The 21,047-nt window shown below is 75.2% G+C and carries 19 protein-coding genes; 9 read left to right on the plus strand and 10 right to left on the minus strand.

From position 1 onward, the window contains the following. Window positions 1-29: 29 nt before the first annotated feature. Window positions 30-842, plus strand: a complete 813-nt coding sequence (locus AB0447_RS07130) for an alpha-ketoglutarate-dependent dioxygenase AlkB (RefSeq protein ID WP_366475497.1) — start codon at window positions 30-32, stop codon at window positions 840-842. A gap of 31 nt (window positions 843-873) precedes the next feature. Beyond that, window positions 874-2,106: an ROK family protein gene (locus AB0447_RS07135; RefSeq protein WP_366475498.1), complete on the plus strand. Its 1,233-nt coding sequence runs from the start codon at window positions 874-876 to the stop codon at window positions 2,104-2,106. A 38-nt stretch (window positions 2,107-2,144) separates the two neighbouring features. Here AB0447_RS07135 and AB0447_RS07140 read toward each other — a convergent pair whose 3' ends face one another. Then, complete coding sequence (locus AB0447_RS07140) at window positions 2,145-2,681, minus strand: ATP-binding protein (protein WP_366475499.1); 537 nt, start codon at window positions 2,679-2,681, stop codon at window positions 2,145-2,147. 182 nt (window positions 2,682-2,863) lie between these two features. Here AB0447_RS07140 and AB0447_RS07145 point away from each other — a divergent pair, with 182 nt between their 5' ends. From AB0447_RS07145 to AB0447_RS07155, 3 genes are all read left to right on the plus strand, one after another. Further along, entirely contained in the window at window positions 2,864-3,982 is a 1,119-nt protein-coding gene (locus AB0447_RS07145; RefSeq protein WP_366475500.1) for a PLP-dependent cysteine synthase family protein, read from the plus strand. A gap of 177 nt (window positions 3,983-4,159) precedes the next feature. Then, entirely contained in the window at window positions 4,160-4,993 is an 834-nt protein-coding gene (locus AB0447_RS07150) for a hypothetical protein (RefSeq protein ID WP_366475501.1), read from the plus strand. A gap of 140 nt (window positions 4,994-5,133) precedes the next feature. After that, window positions 5,134-5,349 (plus strand): hypothetical protein, encoded by a 216-nt coding sequence (locus AB0447_RS07155; RefSeq protein WP_366475502.1) that lies wholly within the window; start codon window positions 5,134-5,136, stop codon window positions 5,347-5,349. Here AB0447_RS07155 and AB0447_RS07160 read toward each other — a convergent pair. Beyond that, a complete protein-coding gene (locus tag AB0447_RS07160) occupies window positions 5,322-5,816 on the minus strand; it encodes an SRPBCC family protein (RefSeq protein ID WP_366475503.1) in 495 nt (164 codons plus the stop codon). The two genes, AB0447_RS07155 and AB0447_RS07160, sit on opposite strands and share 28 nt — an antisense overlap. 295 nt (window positions 5,817-6,111) lie before the next feature. Here AB0447_RS07160 and AB0447_RS07165 point away from each other — a divergent pair, with 295 nt between their 5' ends. Continuing rightward, entirely contained in the window at window positions 6,112-8,571 is a 2,460-nt protein-coding gene (locus AB0447_RS07165) for a hypothetical protein (RefSeq protein WP_366475575.1), read from the plus strand. Here the strand turns inward: AB0447_RS07165 and AB0447_RS07170 are convergent. The 5 genes from AB0447_RS07170 to AB0447_RS07190 all read right to left on the minus strand — a co-directional run bounded on the left by AB0447_RS07170 (window position 8,504) and on the right by AB0447_RS07190 (window position 14,952). Further along, window positions 8,504-11,095 (minus strand): right-handed parallel beta-helix repeat-containing protein, encoded by a 2,592-nt coding sequence (locus AB0447_RS07170; RefSeq protein WP_366475504.1) that lies wholly within the window; start codon window positions 11,093-11,095, stop codon window positions 8,504-8,506. The two genes, AB0447_RS07165 and AB0447_RS07170, sit on opposite strands and share 68 nt — an antisense overlap. Before the next feature lie 158 nt (window positions 11,096-11,253). Beyond that, on the minus strand, window positions 11,254-11,877 hold the full coding sequence (locus AB0447_RS07175) for a hypothetical protein (protein WP_366475505.1): 624 nt from the start codon (window positions 11,875-11,877) through the stop codon (window positions 11,254-11,256). Window positions 11,878-12,196: 319 nt separating this feature from the next. Further along, window positions 12,197-13,021 (minus strand): MOSC N-terminal beta barrel domain-containing protein, encoded by an 825-nt coding sequence (locus AB0447_RS07180; protein ID WP_366475506.1) that lies wholly within the window; start codon window positions 13,019-13,021, stop codon window positions 12,197-12,199. Between the two features lie 43 nt (window positions 13,022-13,064). Then, window positions 13,065-13,589: a DUF6643 family protein gene (locus tag AB0447_RS07185; protein ID WP_366475507.1), complete on the minus strand. Its 525-nt coding sequence runs from the start codon at window positions 13,587-13,589 to the stop codon at window positions 13,065-13,067. A gap of 205 nt (window positions 13,590-13,794) precedes the next feature. Further along, window positions 13,795-14,952, minus strand: coding sequence for a glycosyltransferase (locus AB0447_RS07190; RefSeq protein WP_366475508.1), 1,158 nt, complete (start codon window positions 14,950-14,952; stop codon window positions 13,795-13,797). A 173-nt stretch (window positions 14,953-15,125) separates the two neighbouring features. Here AB0447_RS07190 and AB0447_RS07195 point away from each other — a divergent pair, with 173 nt between their 5' ends. Next, window positions 15,126-15,923: an aspartate/glutamate racemase family protein gene (locus AB0447_RS07195; protein ID WP_366475509.1), complete on the plus strand. Its 798-nt coding sequence runs from the start codon at window positions 15,126-15,128 to the stop codon at window positions 15,921-15,923. 123 nt (window positions 15,924-16,046) lie between these two features. Continuing rightward, a complete protein-coding gene (locus AB0447_RS07200; RefSeq protein WP_366475510.1) occupies window positions 16,047-17,771 on the plus strand; it encodes an ATP-binding cassette domain-containing protein in 1,725 nt (574 codons plus the stop codon). Between the two features lie 66 nt (window positions 17,772-17,837). On the opposite strand, the gene AB0447_RS07205 is transcribed toward AB0447_RS07200, so the two are convergent. Together AB0447_RS07205 and AB0447_RS07210 are read right to left on the minus strand one after the other, a co-directional pair. After that, window positions 17,838-18,800 (minus strand): ADP-ribosylglycohydrolase family protein, encoded by a 963-nt coding sequence (locus AB0447_RS07205; RefSeq protein ID WP_366475511.1) that lies wholly within the window; start codon window positions 18,798-18,800, stop codon window positions 17,838-17,840. Continuing rightward, complete coding sequence (locus tag AB0447_RS07210; protein WP_366475512.1) at window positions 18,797-19,387, minus strand: TetR/AcrR family transcriptional regulator; 591 nt, start codon at window positions 19,385-19,387, stop codon at window positions 18,797-18,799. Before AB0447_RS07210 ends, AB0447_RS07205 begins: the two co-directional genes overlap by 4 nt. A 103-nt stretch (window positions 19,388-19,490) precedes the next feature. On the opposite strand from AB0447_RS07210, the gene AB0447_RS07215 reads away from it, so the two are divergent. Then, window positions 19,491-20,543: an NAD(P)/FAD-dependent oxidoreductase gene (locus AB0447_RS07215; RefSeq protein WP_366475513.1), complete on the plus strand. Its 1,053-nt coding sequence runs from the start codon at window positions 19,491-19,493 to the stop codon at window positions 20,541-20,543. Between the two features lie 14 nt (window positions 20,544-20,557). On the opposite strand, the gene AB0447_RS07220 is transcribed toward AB0447_RS07215, so the two are convergent. Further along, window positions 20,558-20,971 carry a VOC family protein gene (locus AB0447_RS07220; RefSeq protein WP_366475576.1) on the minus strand — a complete coding sequence of 138 codons (414 nt, stop codon included), beginning with the start codon at window positions 20,969-20,971 and terminating at the stop codon, window positions 20,558-20,560. Window positions 20,972-21,047: the final 76 nt, after the last annotated feature.

Consider the following 21,047-nt stretch of genomic DNA (forward strand, 5'->3'; position numbering starts at 1 on the left):
CGCGGCAGTGTGTCACGCACCATGGAGGGGTGGACGAGGAACTGTTCGAGTTGTTCCCCAGGGAGCGCGCCGAGATCGCCCCGGGGGCGGTGCACGTGCCCGACTGGCTCGGGCCGGACCGGCAGCGGGAGCTCGTCGAGGCCTGCCGGGCCTGGGCCCGCCCACCCGCCGGACTGCGCACGGTACGGACCCCCGGGGGCGGGACGATGACCGCCCGCCAGGTCTGCCTGGGACTGCACTGGTACCCGTACGGCTACGCCACCACCGCGGTGGACGGGGACGGGGCGCCCGTGAAGCCGATGCCGGGATGGCTGGCCGACCTGGGCCGGGCCGCGGTCCACGCGGCGTACGAGGGCCTGTACCCGGGCCCGCCGACCGGCACCGCCACCGGCTCTGCCGTCGGCACCGGCTCCGGCTCTGCCGTCGGCACCGGCTCCGGCTCTGCCGATGGCAGCGACCCCGCCGACGGCACCGGCCCCGCCGACGGCACCGGCCTCGACCCCGCCTACGGCACCGGCGGCGGCTACGACATCGCGCTGGTCAACTTCTATGACGGGGATGCCCGCATGGGCATGCACCGGGACGCCGAGGAGAAGTCCGGCGCCCCCGTCGTCTCGCTCAGCCTCGGCGACACCTGCGTCTTCCGGTTCGGCAACACCGCCACGCGCGGCCGCCCGTACCGGGACGTGCAGCTGCGCAGCGGCGACCTGTTCGTCTTCGGCGGGCCGTCCCGGCTCGCCTACCACGGGGTGCCCAAGGTGTACCCGGGCACCGCGCCGCCCGCCCTCGGGCTGAGCGGCCGGCTCAACCTCACCCTCCGGGTCGGCGGACTCGGCACCTGACCGCTGCACCGATCATGCGAGGATCGCCTCTATGAACGGCAACGGCATCGGCAACACGGCGTCCACGCGCAGCAAGCTGGAGAGGGGCCGGGGCGCACTCGGGCCGGCGCTGGAGCTGGTGCACACCGGGAGGGCCCCGACCCGGGCCGTCCTCACCGCCGAGCTCGGGGTCACCCGGGCCACCGCCGGAGCCGTTGCCGCCGAACTCGAAGCCCTCGGCCTGATCCGGGTCGACTCGCGTCCCCGCGGCGCGGGCGGCACCCAGGGCCGGCCCTCGCACCGGCTCTCCGTCGACGAGAACGGGCCCGTGGTGCTGGCCGCCCAGATCCACCCGGACGGGTTCCGGGCCGCGCTCGTCGGCCTCGGCGGCCGGATCGTGGCCACCGCGCCCGGCCGGACCGTCTCCGCCGACCCGGCCACCGTGCTGGCCGCCGTGGTGGACGCGGGCGCGGCCCTGCTGGCCGAGAGCGGCCGCCGGTGCGTCGGCGCGGGCCTGGCCGTTCCCTCCGCCATCGCCGAGCCGGAGGGTACGGCGCTCAACCCGCTGCACCTGTCCTGGCCGGCCGGGTCACCGGTCCGGGCCGTGTTCGCGGACTGCGTGAAGGCCGCCGGGATCGACGGCCCGGCGCTGACCGGCAACGACGTCAACCTGGCGGCGCTGGCCGAGCACCGGCACGGCGCCGGGCGCAGCGCCCAGCACCTGCTGTGCGTGGCCACCGGCCACCGCGGGGTCGGCGGGGCCCTGGTCCTGGACGGCCGTCTGCACAGCGGAAGTTCGGGCCTGGCGCTGGAGGTCGGCCATCTCACCGTCAACCCGGAGGGCCGGGCCTGCCACTGCGGCAGCCGCGGCTGCCTGGACGTGGAGGCCGATCCGCTGGCCTTCCTGACCGCGGCCGGCCGCACCCCGGGCCCGGAGGTGTCGCTGCTCCAGCAGGCCCGCGACCTGCTGCGCGCGGAGTACGCCGATCCGGTGGTACGGGCGGCCGCCGAGGAGATCGTCGACCGGCTCGGGCTCGGCCTGGCCGGGCTGGTCAACATCCTCAACCCGGACCGGATCATCCTGGGCGGGCTGCACCGGGAGCTGCTGCACGCCGACCCGGAGCGGCTGCGGGCGGTGGTGGCGGACCGGAGCCTGTGGGGGCGCAGCGGGGGAGTCCCGATCCTGCCGTGCACCCTGGACCACAACAGCCTGGTGGGCGCGGCCGAACTGGCCTGGCAGCCGGTGCTGGACGACCCGCTGGGCGCGCTGGGGGCGGCGGCCTGAGCGCAGGCGGTGCCCGCCGGCCCGGCGGGGCTCCGGTTTCAGCCCGGTGCGGCCGTCGGGGTGGCGGCCGGCGCCGCGATGATCCGTACCGGCATGTCGACCGTGGCGAGGACCACTTCCGGCACCGGCTGCGGGGTCGCCCGGATGCGGACCGGACGGGGCGGCGGAGCGGGCGTCTCCCCGGCGTGCAGGGAGAACCACACCCTCTTCCCGGCGACACCGGCCAGGTGCTGGGCGCCCCAGTTCTCGCTGACCGCCTCCACGAGGGCGAGGCCGCGCCCGCAGGTCTCCAGCGGATCGGCCGCCTTGAGGACGGGGAGCCGGGGGTCGTTGTCATGGACCGAGACGGTGAGCCGGCCGAGGCGCAGCTCCAGCTCGACGGTACAGCTCTTGTCCGGCTGGGCATGGCGGTGGACGTTGCTCAGGAGCTCCGTGACGCCGAGCGCGGCCCGGTCTATGAGCTGGTCGAGCTGCCAGTAGCGCAACTGCGCTGAAACGATTCTGCGGACCTGGCCGATCCGCGACGGCACGGCCTGCAACTCAACGGTGCAGTGCCTGCGAGAAGGACTGATCACGGCTGCGACTCCCCGACATGAGTGTTACGGGTGCTGCACCCTCAGTGACGCGAGACCAGGGTCACCCGGGGCCGCTCCCGCCGCAACCGAAAGCCTTCCGTATGGATACCCAAAGTGACGGTTTGTGCAGGTCGGAGAGGTACATTGCGAAGGCGGGGGGCACCGACAGAGGAGCAGGGCACATGAGCACGACCGGCACCACCATCGACGTGGACCGCAGCGACGCGGACTACCGGGCCTGGCTGAAAGAAGCCGTACGCAAGGTCCAGGCGGACGCCAACCGCTCCGCCGACACCCACCTGCTGCGCTTCCCGCTGCCCGAGGCCTGGGGCATCGACCTCTACCTGAAGGACGAGTCCACCCACCCGACCGGCTCCCTCAAGCACCGCCTCGCGCGCTCGCTGTTCCTCTACGCCCTGTGCAACGGCTGGGTCCGCCCCGGCCGCCCGGTCATCGAGGCGTCCTCCGGCTCCACCGCCGTCTCCGAGGCGTACTTCGCCAAGCTGATCGGGGTCCCGTTCGTCGCCGTGATGCCGCGGACCACCAGCCCGGAGAAGTGCCGGCTGATCGAATTCCACGGCGGCGAGTGCCACTTCGTCGACGACCCGATGAAGGTGTACGAGGAGTCGGCGGCGCTCGCGCGCCGCACCGGCGGCCACTACATGGACCAGTTCACCTACGCCGAGCGGGCCACCGACTGGCGCGGCAACAACAACATCGCCGAGTCGATGTACCAGCAGATGCGGCTGGAGCGGTACCCGGAACCGGCCTGGATCGTGGCCACGGCCGGCACCGGCGGCACCTCCGCGACCATCGCCCGGTACGTCCACTACATGCAGCACGACACCCGGATCTGCGTGCCGGACCCGGAGAACTCCGTGTTCTTCGAAGGCTGGACGAACGACGACCCGGACGCCACCACGGACTGCGGCTCCCGGATCGAGGGCATCGGCCGCCCGCGCATGGAGCCGAGCTTCGTGCCGGGGGCCATCGACCGGATGATGAAGGTCCCGGACGCCGCGAGCGTGGCGGGCTGCCGGGCGCTGGAGGTGGCCATCGGGCGCAAGGCGGGCGGCTCGACGGGCACCGGCCTGTGGAGCGCGCTGAAGATCGTCTCCGAGATGGTGGCGGAGGGCCGCAAGGGCAGCGTGGTCACCCTGCTGTGCGACCCGGGCGAGCGCTACCTGGACAAGTACTACGCGGACGACTGGCTGGCGGCCCAGGGCCTGGACATCGCCCCGTACCTGAAGACCATCGACACCCTCCTGACCACCGGCATCTGGCGCGAACCGGGAGCCTGACCCGGCCCCGGAGCGGAGACCCGGCCCTGGAGCGGAGAACCCGGCCCCGGAGCGGAGACCCCGCCCCGCCGAGGGAGGGGTGGCGGGGGAAACCGGGGGCATAACCCGGAGGAGTGTGCGAGCCTGCCGGGGTGGGGCGCGGGGGGCGCGCCGATCCGAGGTCACGGGGGTGGGGACATGAAGGCAGCAAAAGCCGCGGCCGGGGCCGTGGTTGCGGTGGTCATGGCAGCGGGCGCGACCGGGTGCGGGGCCGGCGACGCGGGCAAGAAGGCGGTGGACGCCGGCCAGCAGGTCGCGGACACCACGGAAGCGCTGGTCGCGACGCTCGGCAAGGCGTCCGACGCGGCCTCGGCCACCGGCTCGGCCGAGGTGAAGATGACGGTCACCAGCCCCGACACGGGCGGCAAGCCGACGACCATGACCGGCACCTACTCGTGGGGCAACGGCCTCGCCATGCAGGCCGAAGTCCCGGCCGCGGACCTCAAGATGCAGGACCTGGTCGCGGACGGCACGATCACCTACCGGCTGGTCCAGGGGGCCTACTACTACGAGGTCGACCCGGCCCCGACCGGCCCGTTCAAGGGCAAGAGCTGGCTGAAGGTGGAGGCCTCCGCCATCTTCGGCGAGAAGGGCGCGGCCTCCCTGAACGGAAGCCAGAACGACCCGACGGCCGGCCTGAAGATGCTCAAGTACGCGGACGGGGTCACCAAGGTCGGCACCGAGAACGTGCTCGGCAAGGAGACCGTCCACTACCGCGCCACCATCCCCAAGGCCAAGCTCGGCGCGGGCGGCGAGGCGTTCGCGGCCCTGGGGACCGGCACCGAACTCGTCACGGACGTCTGGGTGGACGGCACGAACATGCCGGTCCGGCTGAACCAGACCTTCGGCACGGTGACCGTCGACACCGACTTCCACTCCTTCGGCGCGGCGAAGGACATCGCGGTCCCGCCGGCCGCGGACACGGCCGACATGACCGAGGCGTACAAAGAGGCCAACGGGAAGAAGAGCTGACCCGCCCGGGACCGGGCCGGATCGTACGGACACTCCGCTACAGCGCCCGGGTGCTGGATGAGGCGGCGCGCGAAGGGCGCCGGCCGAGGCCGCTGCGGGTGCGGGTGACGGTCCGGTGGACGCCGCCGTCGGATCCGGCGATGGATTTCTACGAGGTCACGCTGGAGCGCGCCGCCCGGCAGCAGCTGCGGCTGCGCGCCCGGCGGCTGCGCGGCCTCGTCAACCCGCGCCGCGGCGCGCTGCGGACGGCCGGGGCGGACGCCGTTGACATCCCGCCCGTCCGGCACCGCCATGCCGCCGCGTACCACCGGCAGCCCGCGCCCATGAGCTACGGACGCTGGTGGTCCGAGGACTGACCCGCCAGCAGGCCGTCCAGGGTGCGGACCGCCGTCCGGAAGCTGTGGCCCAGGCCCGGGCGGGCCGCCGTGAGGGCGAGTCGGAAGGGGGCCGGGCCGGCGGCCGCGAAGGTCCAGCGGATCCGGGTTCCGGAGCCCGCCGGGGTGAGCCGCCACTCCTCCAGCAGGGCCTGGACCCCGGGGGCGTTGGTCTCGTCCACCCGGTAGGCGTACCGCTGCTCAGGATCGGCAGCCATGATCGTCTCCTGGAAGCGGACCCCGCCCCGCAGCCGGACCTCGCGGCCCGCGCCGCCGTGCGTCGGCCGGGCCAGGGAGACCGCCCGGAACCACCTGGGCCAGCCCGCCACGTCCTCCGCCAGAGCCCGGTACACAGCCTCCGGCGCGGCCACCGCCGCAGCCGTGAAGACCAGCCGGACGGGGGCCGATTCGGCGAAGTCGAGCCCGACGGGGCGGAGTGCGCGAGCCATGGCGTGTCTCCTCGTGCGGCGGGAGCGGAAGGCGTCGGGCCACCCTAGCTGGCGGGGCGTCAGATGTCTTCGGCGGGCCGTTAACGGGCATAGAAACGACGGCCTGTTGCCGGAGGGAGCCGCCGCCGTGACCACACCCGACGCCCCCGACCCCGCCCCTGCCCCCGCCCCTGCCCCCGCCCCTGTCCCCGCCCCTGCCCCTGTCCCCGTCCTTGCCCTCAGCCCTGGCCCCGCTCCCGACCGCGCCCCTGTCCCCGCCCCTGCCCCTGCCCCCGACCTCGCTCTGGAACTCCTCGTGCACGGGGTCGCCGGAGCCGCGCCGGAGGAGCTCCTCGGCGATCCCCGCACCGTCCGCATCACCGGCGACTCCACCGCCGCCGTGTTCCGCCGCACCGAGGACGCCGATGCCGAGGCATACCCCGAGCGGTACGCCGGCCGGCCCGTCCCCGAGGCCTACTGCTGGTCCCGGCTCACCTCCGGCAACGGCACCCGCGCCCTCTGGCTGCTGCTCCTGCCCTTCATGGTGGTCAACCTCGCGCACTGGGCCCGGCCCCCGGCGCCGCCCGGCAGGCCGGCGGCCCGCGCGGTGCGGGCGTACGGAGTCCTGGTCCGGGTCATCGCGCTCAGCCTGACCGTGCTGCTGATCGCCGCCGCCTGCGAGGTCGCCCTCGACCTGGCGGCCTGGCAGTGCGCGGGCTCCGCCCACTGCGCGGCCTCCCGCTCCTGGCTGGGGTTCCTCGCGGACGCCCAGCCGGGCCGCCGGCTCGCCCTCGCCGCCCTGGTGCCGGCCGTGCTGACCGGACTGCTCTGGTACCTGTCCAACCGCACCTGGAGCGCCTACGAGTCCCAGCCCCCGCCCCGCTCGTTCGGACCCGGAGCCGACCCCGACCGGGCGGCCGAGTCGGCAGCGGGGAACGACCCCGACCGGGCGGCCGAGTCGGCGGCGGGAAACGGCGTCCCGGCACTGGGCCGGCCCGGATTCTGGTACGGGCGGCGGCTCGTGGCCCGGCTCCGGGCCGCGCACACCGCCGCCGGACTCCTCACCGTCGCCGCGGCGATCACCGTACCCGCCGCCGCGTACGACCGCCGCCACACCGGCGGCACCGCGGAACTGCTCGGCTGGGCCGCCCAGGCGGTCCTGGCCGCCGGCGCCGCGACCGTGCTGTGGGTGGTGTGCCGCCGCGGCCGCAGCGAGTCCCGGCCCGACCTGCGCCGCGACCGGGCCGTGGTCACCCTGCTGCCCGGATGCGCCCTCGCCCTGCTCGCCCTCTGCGCGGGCTATGCCTGCTGGTCCCGGCCCGGCTGGACCTCCACCGGCCGGCTCCCCGGCGACCTCGCCTTCGGGGTGCTGATGCTCGCCCAGGGCTGCTGCGCCCTGGCCCTCGCGTGGGTGGCGCTGCGCCTGCACAAGCGGGCGGCCCGGACCTCGCCGGCCGCCCTCCGGGGACTCGGCGGGCCCGCCGTCGCCCTGCTCGGGTGTGCGCTCGGCGGGGTGATGTCCGGCGGGGTGGCACAGCGGGTCGCCGACTGGCTCGACGGCGGCGCCACCCCGGGCATGGACGCGGCCGTGCTGCCCGGACCGCCCGTGCTGCTGTCCTGGCAGGCGGCCGTGCTGCCCCCGCTGCTGCTGGTCCTGATGCTGCTCGCGGTCCGGTTCGGGCTGCGCGCGGCCCGGGTCCGCCGCCGGACCGCCGGCACCGTCGCCGCCGAATACCCGGGCGAGCCCTACGACGAGGCCCGCAGCCTGCGGATCGCCGGGGCCCGCGCCACCGCCGGACTCACCGACTGCACGCCCTGGTTCGTGGCCGCCGTCTCCGGCACGACCTTGCTGCTCGGCGCGGTCGCCCTGGCCGGGGCCTGGCTCACCGGCACGGTCCCCGGCGAGGCCGCCCGGGACGGCCACCCGCTCCTGGAGGCCGCCGCGCGCGCCGCCCAGGACTCCGGCTCATGGCTGATCGGCTTCGGTTTCCTGCTCTTCGTCGGCTGGGGCCGGCGCGCCTACCGGGACGCCTCCGCCCGCCGCACCATCGGCATCCTCTGGGACGTGGGCACCTTCTGGCCGCGCGCCGCCCACCCCTTCGCCCCGCCCTGCTACGCGGAGCGGGCGGTGCCCGACCTGACCTGGCGGATGACGGGCTGGACCGGCCGCACCGGCGGCCGCCTCGTCCTGTCCGGGCACTCCCAGGGCAGTGTGCTCGCGGCCGCCGCCGTCTGGCAGCTGCCGCCGGCGGTCCGCCGCGGGGTCGCGCTGCTCACGTACGGCTCCCCGCTCGCCCGGTTGTACGGCCGCTGGTTCCCGGCGTACTTCGGCCCGGCCGACCTGGCAGCCCTGCACGGGGAGGTGGACTGCTGGCGCAACCTGTGGCGGCCCACCGACCCGATCGGCGGCCCGGTGCTCCCCGGCGGCGAGGGCGTGGACCGCGGCCCGCTCGCCGACCCGCTCGCCTACGGCCGTACGGAGCTGCACCCGCTGCCCGCGCCGATCCTCGGCCACTCCGACTACCAGGCGGATCCGGTCTTCGCCGCCGAACGCGACGCCCTGCTGGCCCGGCTGGCGGAGCATTCGGGCGCCGTGCCGGCCCCGCGGACCGAGGGGCCGGACCGGAGCGCACGGCCGGACGGGACCGCACGGCCGGACGGGACCGATCGGCCGGACCGGGGCCGCCGGCCGGGCCGGGCCGCGCTGCTCAGCAAGGGGCCGACAGGCCGGCCAGCCCCGACCGTTCCGGCAGATCCTCCGGGAACAGCAGGGTGAGCTCGTCGGTGCTGGGCTCCGACAGCTGCGCCACCCGCCCGGCATGCCGCTCGACCATCGACTCGAAGGTCTGCCGGGCGGTCCGGCCGTTGCCGAAGGCCGGGCCCTTGGGCAGCTCGGTGAAGTACTCGAGCAGCGCCTCCGGGGTGCCGCCGCCGAGCCGGTACTCGTGTTCCTCCGCCTGCTGCTCGACGATCCGCAGCAGCTCCTCCGGGCCGTAGTCGCGGAAGGTGATGGTCCGGGAGAACCGGGAGGCCACACCCGGGTTGACGGTCAGGAAGCGTTCCATCTCCGCCGTGTACCCGGCGACGATGACGACCACCGCGTCCCGGTGGTCCTCCATCAGCTTCACCAGGGTGTCGATCGCCTCGCGCCCGAAGTCCCGGCCCGAGTCCTCCGGCGCCAGCGCATACGCCTCGTCGATGAACAGCACCCCGCCACGGGCCCGTTCGAACGCCTCCTGGGTGCGGATCGCCGTCGACCCGATGTGCTCGCCGACCAGGTCCACCCGGGACACCTCCACCAGGTGGCCGCGGTCGAGCACGCCGAGGGAGGCGAGGATCTCCCCGTACAGCCGGGCGACCGTGGTCTTGCCGGTGCCGGGGGAGCCGGTGAAGACCAGATGCCGGCGGACGGAGGCCGCCTTCAGACCGGCCTGCTGCCGCCGGCGTCCCACCTCGATCATGTCGGTGAGGGCGCGCACCTCGCGTTTGACGCTGTCCAGGCCGACCAGCGCGTCGAGCTGGCCGAGGACTTCGGCGGAGCCGCGGCCGAGGCCCGCCTGCGCCCGCTCGCCCCCCACCCCGGCAGCCCCCGCAGGACCCACCGGACCCGCCGGACCCGTCACGTCCGCCGAACCCGCGGCACCCGCCGTACCCGTCACCCCGGCCGCGGCCCCCATCCCGGCGGCCGCCCACGGCCCGGACACCTCCGGGGCCGACTCCCGGGCCGGCCCGGGAACCCGGTCCGAGTCCCTTACGGGCGCCCGCACCTCCCCGGGCACGGCAGCCACGGCGCCGCCGCCGACACCGGCCGTGCCCAGCACGCCGGGGCGCTGCGGCAGTTCGTCGCTGGTGCACTCCAGGGCGACCGGCCCGTCCTCCGCGAACTCGTAACCCCCGCGCGCGCAGCGCTCGGTGCGGCAGCCGGTCAGCGCGGTGCGGCAGCCGTCGATGACGTGGAAGCCGAAGCCGATGCTCCCGGTCACCCGGCAGTCGGTGAAGCTGCCCCGGCCGCCGGCGGACACGTAGAACCCGGCCTCCACGGCCGAGCCGACGACGCACCGCTCGACCACCGGGTCGGCGCCCTTGGTGACGATCACCCCGGTCTGGACCGTGTCGACGGTGCAGTCGGTGAGCCCGCCGCCGCTGCCGTGGTCGCGGAACCAGGCGCCGGTCGCCGCCTCCCGGATACGGCAGTCGGCCAGGGTGGCGGTGGCCCCGTCGCTGACCGAGACGGCGGTCCGCGCCACCTGCGTGAGGTCGCTGTCGACCACCGTCGCGGCCGACCCGCGGTCCAGGACGAACAGCGCGTCCGGCACGTCATGGATCCGGCAGGAGTCCAGGGAGGCGGTGGCGCCGTCGCTGATCCACACCGCCGGGTAGTCGCCCGTGCTGTCGTGGATCTCGCAGGACTCGGCGTTCACCCGGGTCCCGGGGTCCCAAACGGACAGGCCGTTGCGGCCGAACCGTCGGACCGTGGTGCGGCTGAGCGTGAGCACCGAACGGGAGCGCAGGTCCACCGCGTTCTCGGGAATGTCGTGGATGTCGCAGCCGGCCAGCGCCAGCACCGCGTCGGTGTCCAGGGTGACTCCGTCGGAGGTGGTGCGGTGCACCGCGCAGTCGGTGAGCCGGGCGGCCGCGCGGGCCGCGATCTGCACTCCGGTCCCCTTGATCTCGTACACCTCGCAGCCCAGCGCCTCCAGCCCGGACCCCTCCCCGGTGACGGCGATGCCCGCCCCCGTGGCGTGGTGGATCCGGCAGCGCTCCAGCCGCGGGTGTCCGCCGCCGCGCACCGAGACCCCGGTCTGCCCGGAGGCGACCACCTCGCACTCCTCGAAGACCCCGCCGCCGCCGTCGAGTACGGCGATGCCGACCCCGGCCGGGTTCTCCACCGTGCATCGGCGCACCACCGGGCGGGCCCCGCCGCGGACTTCGATGCCGGCCGCCGACCGGGTGCTGACCCGCAGATCGGTGAGCTCGGGGGCGCCGTCCTCGACGAGCAGCGCGGGCGCCGCCCGGTCCTGTCCCTCCAGGTGCAGGTCCTGGACCACGGCCGAGGCGCAGACGGTGAGCGCCACCCCGTCGACCGGGGCGATGCGCACCGAGCCGACCGAGCCCTCCGGCCCGCGCAGGGTGACGGCATGACGCAGCACCAGGTTCTCGCGGTAGGTACCGGGAGCGATGGACAGGACATCGCCGTCGCCCGCGGCGGCGAGGGCAGCGGTCAGCGTCGGATACTCCCCGGAGCGGCGCCGCCACCGCGAGGCCCCGCCGTGCGTCACCTGGACCGTGCCCTGAGCCATGGTGCTGTCGTGCCCCCACCTTCGTACTCGCGCTGCCGAAGCGACCGGACCTGCTGGAGCGGCCGGACCGGCTCCCGAACCCGCCGAACCGGCGTGTACCGGCTGCGGTTCCGTCCGCCGGTCCACCGTAGCGCGCGCGGGGCCGGTGAGTTGCCAGGTCAGCTGCCCGCGCCCGCGCGGCCCCAGTCCGGCCCGGCCGCGGCCCAGGCCCGGTCCAGGCGTATGTACCGCCGATGCATGAGCCGGCGTACGACCATCCGCCGGACCGTCTCCACCAGCGCGGCGGAGCCCAGCATGGCCGCCAGCCCGGCCAGCCCCGCATGCACCACCGTCGTGGACGGGTCCAGCGGGCGGCCCACCAGCCGCCCTTCGTCGTCCGTCCATATCCGGAACCGGTCGCCGGGCCGGGGCGGTTCCTCGGCGGCCGGCACCGTCCCCTGGTGGCTGCTGCCGTCAGGGGCCGTCCAGGCCGCCACGATCTGCGTCCGCTGAGGGGACTGCCGCTGCGCCGCCGGCTCGGCGGCCGCGCCCGCGCCCGCGCCCGCGGGCCGGTCCGCCACCGGCCGGACCACCACCGCCGGAACCAGATGCCGCTCCTGCCGCTGCTCCCGCGCGGCCCGCTGCAGCGTGGAGTCCACCTGGAGCCCGGAGATCCAGCCGATCGCGGGAGCCACGACCAGCAGACACAGTACGGCCGCTAACGCCACCCACGCCTCGATCAGATCGGTGGGCCGGCGCAGCGGATTGCGCCGCCAACGCCACACCCCCGTAGCCGTTCGCACGCTCTGGCACCCCCTTGCCTCCGTCTGCCTGTGCGCCCGGACAGGCCCCTGGCCCAGCCTCCCCCAACCCCGGCGGGCGCGCATCCGGGACTCGCGAGACGTACGTCACCTGCCGGCCGGGCCCTGGTCACGGGTGGCCGGCCGTCGGGCGGCGTGCGTCCCGACCGGATCAACGCACGTGCCGGGCACGCTGGTTCCGCGCCCGCTCAAGGACACCTCGAAGGAGTCATTCCGCGGGGTCGTTCCGCGCGGGAACAGCCGGCACGGCGGGGGAGAGCGGGGAAGCGGGGGGCGCTATTCCAGGACCAAGCGAGGGGCGCTATTCCAGGACCCGAACCTCGTCGCCCACCCGCACCGTGCCCGTCCGGACCGGGACCAGCTGCCGCCCGAAGGCCAGCGACCTGCCGATCCGGTGGTGCAGCGCCAGCGTCCGCAGCGGCTCCTTGCCGCGTCGGGTGGTCTCCTGGTCGGTGGTGGTGACGATGCACCGCCCGCATTCCTTGGCGCCCCGGAAGACGGCGTCGCCGATCCCGATCAGCCGCCAGTGGTCCTCGGCCCAGGCGGTCGCCCCGCTCACCACCACGTTCGGCCGGAACCGGTTCATCGGCAGCGGCCCCTCCTCCGGATGTTCCCCTTGCGCGATGAGCGCGTTGAGGGCGTCCAGGGAGGCCAGCGTGGTGATCAGTACCGGATAGCCGTCCGCCAGGGTCACCGTCTCGCCGGGCAGCGCGTACTCCGGGTCGATGGGCCGCCGCACCGCCGGATCGTCCATGTGCACCAGCCGGGCCGGCTCACCGAGGAACTCGCCGAACCACGCGTGTGCCGCGCCGTCCGCGAGGACCGTCTCCCACTTCTTCCCGAACAGCAGGACCGGTTCGAGCATGCCGGGCTCGGGCACCGCCACGGTCAGGTCGGCCATGCCCGGTGCCGACAGCAAGATCCCGCCGCCCCCCAGCGGACGGGCCTTGGCCAACGCCAGCCTCGGCTGCTGGCGTTGGGTGATGACACTGCCGTCGGCGTCGACCACGGCCCACCGGCGGTCTCCGGACAGGCCCCAGGGCTCCACGGCCACCTCGTCGGGAGCTGTCCCCGCTACCGACTTGACGGGGTGGACGTGAAGCGCCTGGACCAACATCTTCGACATACGTGCATCCTGCCAGCCGCTCCGGCCGGCTCCGCGCGACGGCTCAGTAGCCGCGCCCCTGGTACGGGCGGCCGTACTGGTCCTCGTACGACGGCACCTGTGCCGGGACCTGGACCGGGATCTGCACGGGGCGCGGCGCGCCCGGACGCATCGCCTCGTATCCGCCGGCCGTCATCGCCGGGCGCGGCTGCTGGGGCTGCGGCACGTAACCGCGGGCCGCGACCGGCTGCTGCGGCACGTACGGCGCGGCCGCCTGCTGGAGCGGCATCGGCTGCGGAGCCTGCTGCTGGTACGGATACCCGTACGCGGGAGCGTTCTGCTGGGCCGGCACGGGGGCCGCGGGAAGGGCGGGCAGAGCCGCGGGCAGCGCGGGCAGGTAACCACCCGAACCGCCGTGGCCGGCACCGGCGGGGTAGCCGCTGCCAACGGGTTCGTATGCGGCGGGGACGCGGATCGGGGCGATCTGCGGGGTCCCGCGTTCGGCGACGAGCGAGTCGTAGATGGGGGTGTCCGGGAAGGAGGGCGCGGAGTAGTAACCGCCGCCATAAGTGGAGCGGGGGGAGGTCATGGGACATAAGTTAAGCCCACGACTTCACCGGGTCCATAGCAAGGGGCCGTCAACCCCGCGCTGACCTGCATATTCGCAGGTCAGCGCCCCACGTTTCACTTGGCGTTCACGTGCACGATTCGTCACTTCCGCCCCTGAATGCACCTGCTCGTACTCCTGTCCGGCCCTGTTCCCTGACAGGTGGTCAAATCGGTATGATGCCTGCTCAGGCGTCGCTCGGCCGCGCATAGGTGCGCCCCTTCCAGGCCGCACCCCGCCCCCGGTAGTGCTGCACCGCGGAGTCCACCGTCATCAGCAGGTACAGCAGTGCGGTGAACGGCAGCAGCGGCGCGAGTGTCAGGGATTGCCCGTAATAGCGCAGCATCGGCAGATAACTTCCGGCCATCAGCAGCCAGGCCAGACCGCCCGCCCAGGCGGTCACCGGCTGCCCCGCCGACAGCCCGGCGGCCAGCGCGAACGGCGGCACCAGATAGACCAGCACCAGCCCGGCCACCGTCCCGGCGAGCACCAGCGGGCTGTGCCGGAGCTGCGCGTACGCACTGCGCGACACCATCAGCCAGAGATCCGCGAGCCGGGGGTACGGGCGCACGCTGTCCACCCGCTCGGCCAGCCCGAGCCAGATCCGCCCGCCGGACCGCTGCACGGCCCGGGCCAGGGACACGTCGTCGATGACGGCCTGCCGGATCGAATCCGGTACGCCGGCCCGCACGGCCGCGTCGGTCCGCAGCAGCACGCACCCGCCGGCCGCGGCGGCGGTCCGGGCGCGGGGCCGGTTGACCCACCGGAACGGGTACAGCTGAGCGAAGAAGTACACGAAGGCCGGTACGACCAGCCGCTCCCAGAAGCTCGCCACGCGCAGCCGGGCCATCTGGGAGACCAGATCGAGCCCGCCGGACTCGGCGGCGGCGACCAGCTTCCGCAGACTGTCCGGCTCGTGCGCGATGTCGGCGTCGGTGAGCAGCAGGTATTCGGGCCCGCCCTGCCGGGCCAGCGCGATCCCGTGGCGCAGCGCCCACAACTTCCCGGTCCAGCCGGGCCCGGGCTCGCCGGGCGAGGTCACGGTGAGCGGCAGTCCGGGCTGTTGCAGGGCGAGCCGGTGCGCGAGGGCGGTGGTGCCGTCGCTGCTGCCGTCGTCGACGAGGTAGACCTCGGCCTCGCCGGGATAGTCCTGCGCGAGGAGGGAGGGCAGGCTCAGCGGCAGCACCTCGGCCTCGTCCCGGGCGGGCACGACGATGGCGACGGAGGGCCAGTGCAGGGGGTCGGACGCGGCGGGCGGGAGCCGGACGTCGGTCCGCCAGAACATTCCCTGGCCGAGGACGAGCCAGAGCCAGATGACGAGCGAGGCGGTGGCGAGGATGCCCATCGCTGCAGTGTGCCGCAGACCGCCCCCCGCCGTCCCCGCCTCCGCCCGCGTGTCCCTCCCCGCTGTGCGGGCCTGCGTGTTCGCCTGCGGTTCCCCGCCGTCGGCGGCCGGTCCCGCCCCGGTCCGGCGGGGAGCAACGCTCCCCCGCCCCCGCCGTCGATTAAAGTGACCGGGTGAAGATCGCGCTCATGGACTCCGGAATCGGCCTCCTCGCGGCAGCCGCCGTGATGCGGCGGCTGCGCCCCGACGCCGATCTCGTGCTGTCCTCCGACCCCGACGGGATGCCCTGGGGTCCCCGCACCCCGGAGGGCATCGCCGAGTGCGCGCTGCAGGTCGCCGGTTCCGCGGCCGCCCACGCACCCGACGCCTTGATCGTCGCCTGCAACACCGCCACCGTGCACGCGCTGGACGCCCTCCGCGCCGAGCTCGAGCCCCGCATCCCGGTGATCGGCACCGTCCCCGCCATCAAGCCCGCCGCGGCGGGCGGCGGCCGGGTCGCGATCTGGGCCACTCCCGCCACCACCGGCAGCCCCTACCAGCGCGGCCTGATCCGCGATTTCGCCGCCGGCGCCCACGTCACCGAGGTGCCCTGTCCGGGGCTCGCGGACGCCGTCCAGTGGGCCGACGAGGAGGCCATCGCCCGGACCGTCGCGGCCGCCGCCGCGCTGACCCCGCCCGACGTCACCGACGTGGTCCTCGGCTGCACGCACTACGAGCTGGTCGAGGACGCCGTCCGCGCCGCCCTCGCCGAGCGCACCGGCGGGGCCCGGCTCACCTTCCACGGCTCCGCCCTGCCCGTCGCGACCCAGGCGCTGCGCCGCCTGGGCGCCCGCCCGGAGCCGGGCCTCCCGGCGACCGGCCGGCTCACGGTGCTGCTCAGCGGCCGGGCCGCCGCGCTGCCGCCCGCCGCTCTGAGCTACGCCGAAGGCCGGCTGCTGGCGGCCGGCGAGAGCGCGCCCGTCGCAGGCTGAGCCGGCCCGGCGCAGCCCCCACCTCCACGAGACGAAACGTCTTGTGCGTGACCGCGCTTCCGGCTAGCTTTGTCGCGAGACGGAACACCTCGTCTCGCATCGTCGACAAAAACGGACCCGCCCTTGCGCACCCCACTCGCCGCCACCCGGATCGTCCTGTCCGAGGTCACCAAGGAGTACGACGGTCACACCGTCCTGGACCGGGTCAGCTGTACGGTCCGGCCCGGCGAACGGGTCGGCGTCGTCGGCGACAACGGATCCGGCAAGTCCACCCTGCTCCGGCTGCTGGCCGGCCTGGAGCGCCCCGACCACGGGCAGGTCACCGTCGCGGCCCCCGGCGGCCTCGGCCACCTCGCCCAGACCCTCGACCTGCCCGCCACCGCCCGCGTCGGCGACGCCGTCGACCTCGCACTCGCCGAACTCCGCGACCTGGAGCGCCGGATCCGCGCCGCCGAGGCGCACCTGCACGAGGCCGGCCCCGACGAACTCGGCGCGTACGCCGAACTGCTCGCCGCGTACGAGGTGCGCGGCGGCCGGGACGCCGACCGGCGGGTCGCGACCACCCTCCGCCGGCTCGGCGAGCGCACCCCGCTCGACCCGGACCGCCGGCTCGGCACCCTGTCCGGCGGCCAGCGGTCCCGGCTCGCCCTCGCCGCCGCCCTGGCGGCCGAACCCGAACTGCTGCTGCTCGACGAGCCCACCAACGACCTCGACGACGAAGCCGTGCACTGGCTGGAGGAACACCTCCGCGCCCACCGCGGAACCGTCGTCGCCGTCACCCACGACCGGCTGTTCCTGGACCGGGTCACGACCGCGATCCTGGAGGTGGACCACGAACGGCACACCCTGCACCGCTACGGCAACGGCTACGCCGGCCATCTGACCGCCCGCGCGGCCGCACGGGCCCGCTGGGAGCGGGAGTACGAGGAGTGGCGGGAGGAGGTCCGCCGGGCCGAGCGGCTCGCCGAGGCCAACATCGGGCGGATCGGCGAGATCCCGCGCAAGCTTCCGCGCGGGTTCAGCGGCGCGGGCGCGTTCCGGGCGCGGTCCCGTGCGCACGGCGCGATGAGCCGGATCCGGAACGCGAGGGAACGCCTGGAGCGGCTGACCGAACACCCGGTGCCGGCGCCTCCGGAGCCGCTGCGGTTCACCGGCCGCATCACCGCCGCCCCGCCGCCGACGGCCACGGCCATGCCCACGGCCACGCCCACGGCCATGCCCACGCCCACGGCCATGCCCACGCCCGCCGCCGTGGCCACGCCCACGCCCGCCCCGGTCGTCGTGGAGGCCGAGGAGGTGGCCCTGCCCGGGCGCCTGGCACCCGTCTCGTTCCGCCTCGCGGCGGGGGAGCGGCTGCTGGTCACCGGCCCCAACGGGGCCGGGAAGTCCACCCTGCTGCACCTGCTCGCCGGTGAACTCCCCGTGTCACGGGGCTCCGTACGCGCGCCCGCGCGGACCGGATTCCTGCGACAGGACGACCCCTGGGCGCGGGAAATGCGCTCCGTCGTGGAGAAGTTCGGGGCGGAACACGCCGACCGGATCGCGGGTCTCGGCCTGCTCGCCCCGGCGGACCTCGGTAAACCGCTCCGCGCCCTGTCGGCCGGCCAGCGCCGCAAGGTGGAGCTGGCCCGGCTGGTCACCGACGCCCCGCACGACCTGCTGCTGCTCGACGAACCGACCAACCACCTGGCCCCGTCCACGGTGGAGGACCTGGAGGCGGCGCTGTCCCACTACACCGGCACGCTGATCCTGGTCACCCACGACCGGCGGCTCCGCGCGGACTTCCACGGCCGCCGCCTGGAACTGGCGGCCGACCGGAGCCCCCGCCAACCGGCGCCGACCCGGTGAGCCCGGACGGGCTCGGGCCGATGCGGAGACCCCGGCCGATGCGGGGGCTCGGGTCGGTGCGGAGCCTCAGGCCGACGCCGAGAGCAGCCGCACGGCCAGCTCCCGCAGCCCGGCCGCATCCAGCATGCGGTCGCCGAAGCCGGGCAGGGGTACGTGCAAGGGGGTGGTCCACCTGACGGGGATCGCCCCCGCTCCGTACCGGGCCCCGGCCAGCATGCCGGTCACCGCGGCCACCGTATCGGTGTCCCCGCCCAGATCCACGGCCGCCCGGACCGCCTCCGCGAAGCCCCCGGTCGACCGCAGGGCCCACACCGCCGAGCCCAGGCAGGGCCATACCGCACCGTTGAACTCGGTGGCCAGGTCCGGATGCCAGCCGGGCTCGAGGACCCGCGCGTACCGGTCCCGGTGGTCCGGGTGCACCTCCCCGAGCACCTCGGGGAGCGCCGCCAGCGGGTCGGCCCCGGTGAGGGCGATCCGCACCAGCTCGTGCAGGACCGCCGTGCCCTCCCACGCGGCCCTGTCGCCATGGGTCAGCGCCGCGATCCGCCGCGCCGCGGCCATCGTGCCCGCCCGGCCCTGCGCCGCGAAGTAGACCGCCGAGGTCGATGCCCGCATCAGCGAGCCGTTGCCCGCCGCCCGCAGATTGACCTGGAAGTGCAGCGCGGCCGCCCGGTCCCACGGCTCGCCGTTCGTCAGCACGTCCTCCGTTTGCAGGCCGATGTCTTTCGGGCCGCCCGCCGCCCACCGCTGGAACCGCCCGAAGACGTCGGGCAGATCGAGCCCGCCCCGCTCCAGCAGAGACTCCCCGAGCAGGACCGCCATCTGCGTGTCGTCCGTGGCCTCGCCCGGATCCCAGCCGCCGCCCCCGCGCATCTCCTCGCCGCGCGCCGACAACGCCCCCGCCGGCCCGAACTCGTACGGAGCCCCCAAGGCGTCGCCGGCCGCCGAGCCCAGGACCGCGCCCACCGCCCGGTCCGCACGGTCCACCGCCCCGGCTGCCGCCCCGGTGTCTGGCGGCAGCCCGGTCATCGGGGCTCCGCCGGGCAGACCGCGTCCAGCAGGCGCCGGGCGAAGGCGTCCGGGTCGTCCAAGCCGGCCGCGGCCAGGGTGGCCGGTGCCCCGGCGAGGAGGTGCGGCAGGGCGCCGTGCAGGGCCAGGGTGAGGGCGCGGACGTGCTCCGGCGTGGCCGGCAGGCCGGCCGTGCGCAGCAGGGCCTCCCAGGCGGCGAAGTCGCCCGCGCCGATCGGGTCGAGGAGTTCCGCGAGCCAGGGCCGGCGGGCGGCCTCCGTCTGGAGCTCCAGATAGGCCAGTACGCGCGACCGGCCCGGCCCCGCGACGTTCCGCAGCAGGCCCGCCAGCAGGGATGCCAGCCCGGCCCGGTCGGTGGGGCCCGGCCCGGCGCCGGCCGTGTCGGCGGCCAGTTCCCGGTACTGCTCCAGGCAGCGTCCGGCCACGGCCCGCAGCAGGGCATCACGGGTCGGGAAGTAGTTCTTGGCGGTGCCCGGCGGCACGCCGGCCGCCGCGTCGACCGCCCGGTGGGTCAGCCCGCGCCCGCCCGCCTCCGCCAGCACCCCGATGGCCGCATCGCGCAGCCGGTCCCTCCGGTCCTGATTCACCTTGCCAGTCTAACCACAGCCGTGGTACCACGGATGGGGTACCACAAGTGAGGTACCCCAGATGGGGTGCTTCAGAGGCGTGGACGAGGCGGGGAGACGTGTGATGGTGGCGCAACAGGGAGTGGGCCGGGCGGTCGTGGTCGGAGCCGGGGTCGGCGGGCTCGCCACCGCGATCGGCCTGCGCCGGGCCGGCTGGGCGGTGCGCGTCCTGGAGCGGCGCACCGGACCCGAGCGCTACGGCACCGCCTTCGGCATCCACCCCACGGCCCAGGCCGCCCTCGACCGGCTGGGCCTCGGCGAAGCCCTGCGGGCCCGGGCCCTGCCCTACCGCAACGCCCGTATCCGCCGCCCCGACGGCACCGTCCTGGCCGCGCTCCCGCTCGAACGCATCGAGCGCAAAGCAGGCCGGCCCGAGCTCCTGATCTCCCGCCCCCACCTGATCGACGCCCTGCTCGCCGAACTCGACCGCCTCGGCGGCGCCGACATCGCATACGGACAGCCGCTCGCCGACCCCACCGAGCTCGACGCCGACGTGGTCGTCGGTGCGGACGGCATCAACAGCGCCGTCCGCACCGCCCGCTTCGGCCGGCGCAGCGCCCCGCGCCGCCTCGGTACGGTCGCCTGGATCGGCATCGCCGGGTTCGAGACCGGCCTTTACGGCGAGACCTGGGGCGAGGGCCGGTTCTTCGGCATGACCCCCGTCGAGCCGGGCCGCACCAACTGGTACGCCACCGTCCCCGAAGCCACCCGGCCCGAAGAGCTGCGGGCCCACTTCGCCGGCTGGCACGACCCGATTCCGCGGATCCTCGCCGAGACCGACCCCGCGACCTGGATCCGGTACGAGATGCGCCACCTCCACCCCGCGCTGCCCGCCTTCGTCCACGGCGGCCGGACCGCCCTGGTCGGCGATGCGGCCCACGCCATGACCCCCAACCTCGGCCAAGGCGCCTGCACCGCCCTCCTCGACGCCGAGGCGCTCACCCGGGCGGTCGCCGCCCACGGCCCGGCCGCTCTGCCCGCGGCCCTCGCCGCGTACGACTCCGAGCGGCGGCGCAGTGCCCAGCGGGTCGCCCTCGGCTCCCGGAGCCTGCACCGGTTCACGACCACCCGCCACCCGGCACTGCGGGACGCATTGCTCCGCCTGCTCCCCGCCTGACCTGAGGCGACGCCTCAATGGGTGCCGAGTCCGGCCGCGGCCAGGCGGTGGGTCAGCTCCTCCTCCGGGACATCCTCCAGGTGGGTCAGGAACACCCACAGGTGGCCGGCCGGGTCCCGGAGGATGGCCGTGCGGTCGCCGTGGAACCGGTCCGCCGGCGGCTCGAGCAGTTCCGCGCCCGCCGCCACGGCCCGCTGCGCCAGCGCGTCCACGTCCGGCACGAACACGTGCAGGGCCACCGAGGTTCCGCCCAGCTCGGCCGGGGCGGTGAACGGGCCCTCCGAGACGTCGCCGAACATCAGCACGGACTCGCCGATGCGGATCTCGGCATGCATGACCCCGCCCTGCGGATGGGCCAGGCGGAACTCCTCCACGGCCCCGAAGGCCGCGGCGTAGAAATCGAGGGCGGCGGCCGCGTCGGCGACCATGATGTGCGGGACCACCGAGCGCTGGTACCGCTCGGGCACGTACGTCGCGGCCGGGGCCGCGGTCGTGGCCGTGGCG

Source organism: Streptomyces sp. NPDC051211, from assembly GCF_040689505.1.
Taxonomy (GTDB): domain Bacteria; phylum Actinomycetota; class Actinomycetes; order Streptomycetales; family Streptomycetaceae; genus Streptomyces.

What these genes read in the sequence shown, in the direction of transcription:
- AB0447_RS07135 (WP_366475498.1), top strand. Translation starts at nt 874, where the DNA reads ATGAACGGCAACGGCATCGGCAACACGGCGTCCACGCGCAGCAAGCTG.
- AB0447_RS07145 (WP_366475500.1), top strand. Translation starts at nt 2,864, where the DNA reads ATGAGCACGACCGGCACCACCATCGACGTGGACCGCAGCGACGCGGAC.
- AB0447_RS07150 (WP_366475501.1), top strand. Translation starts at nt 4,160, where the DNA reads ATGAAGGCAGCAAAAGCCGCGGCCGGGGCCGTGGTTGCGGTGGTCATG.
- AB0447_RS07155 (WP_366475502.1), top strand. Translation starts at nt 5,134, where the DNA reads ATGGATTTCTACGAGGTCACGCTGGAGCGCGCCGCCCGGCAGCAGCTG.
- AB0447_RS07160 (WP_366475503.1), bottom strand. Translation starts at nt 5,816, where the DNA reads ATGGCTCGCGCACTCCGCCCCGTCGGGCTCGACTTCGCCGAATCGGCC.
- AB0447_RS07170 (WP_366475504.1), bottom strand. Translation starts at nt 11,095, where the DNA reads ATGGCTCAGGGCACGGTCCAGGTGACGCACGGCGGGGCCTCGCGGTGG.
- AB0447_RS07180 (WP_366475506.1), bottom strand. Translation starts at nt 13,021, where the DNA reads ATGTCGAAGATGTTGGTCCAGGCGCTTCACGTCCACCCCGTCAAGTCG.
- AB0447_RS07185 (WP_366475507.1), bottom strand. Translation starts at nt 13,589, where the DNA reads ATGACCTCCCCCCGCTCCACTTATGGCGGCGGTTACTACTCCGCGCCC.
- AB0447_RS07190 (WP_366475508.1), bottom strand. Translation starts at nt 14,952, where the DNA reads ATGGGCATCCTCGCCACCGCCTCGCTCGTCATCTGGCTCTGGCTCGTC.
- AB0447_RS07205 (WP_366475511.1), bottom strand. Translation starts at nt 18,800, where the DNA reads ATGACCGGGCTGCCGCCAGACACCGGGGCGGCAGCCGGGGCGGTGGAC.
- AB0447_RS07215 (WP_366475513.1), top strand. Translation starts at nt 19,491, where the DNA reads ATGGTGGCGCAACAGGGAGTGGGCCGGGCGGTCGTGGTCGGAGCCGGG.
- AB0447_RS07220 (WP_366475576.1), bottom strand. Translation starts at nt 20,971, where the DNA reads ATGGTCGCCGACGCGGCCGCCGCCCTCGATTTCTACGCCGCGGCCTTC.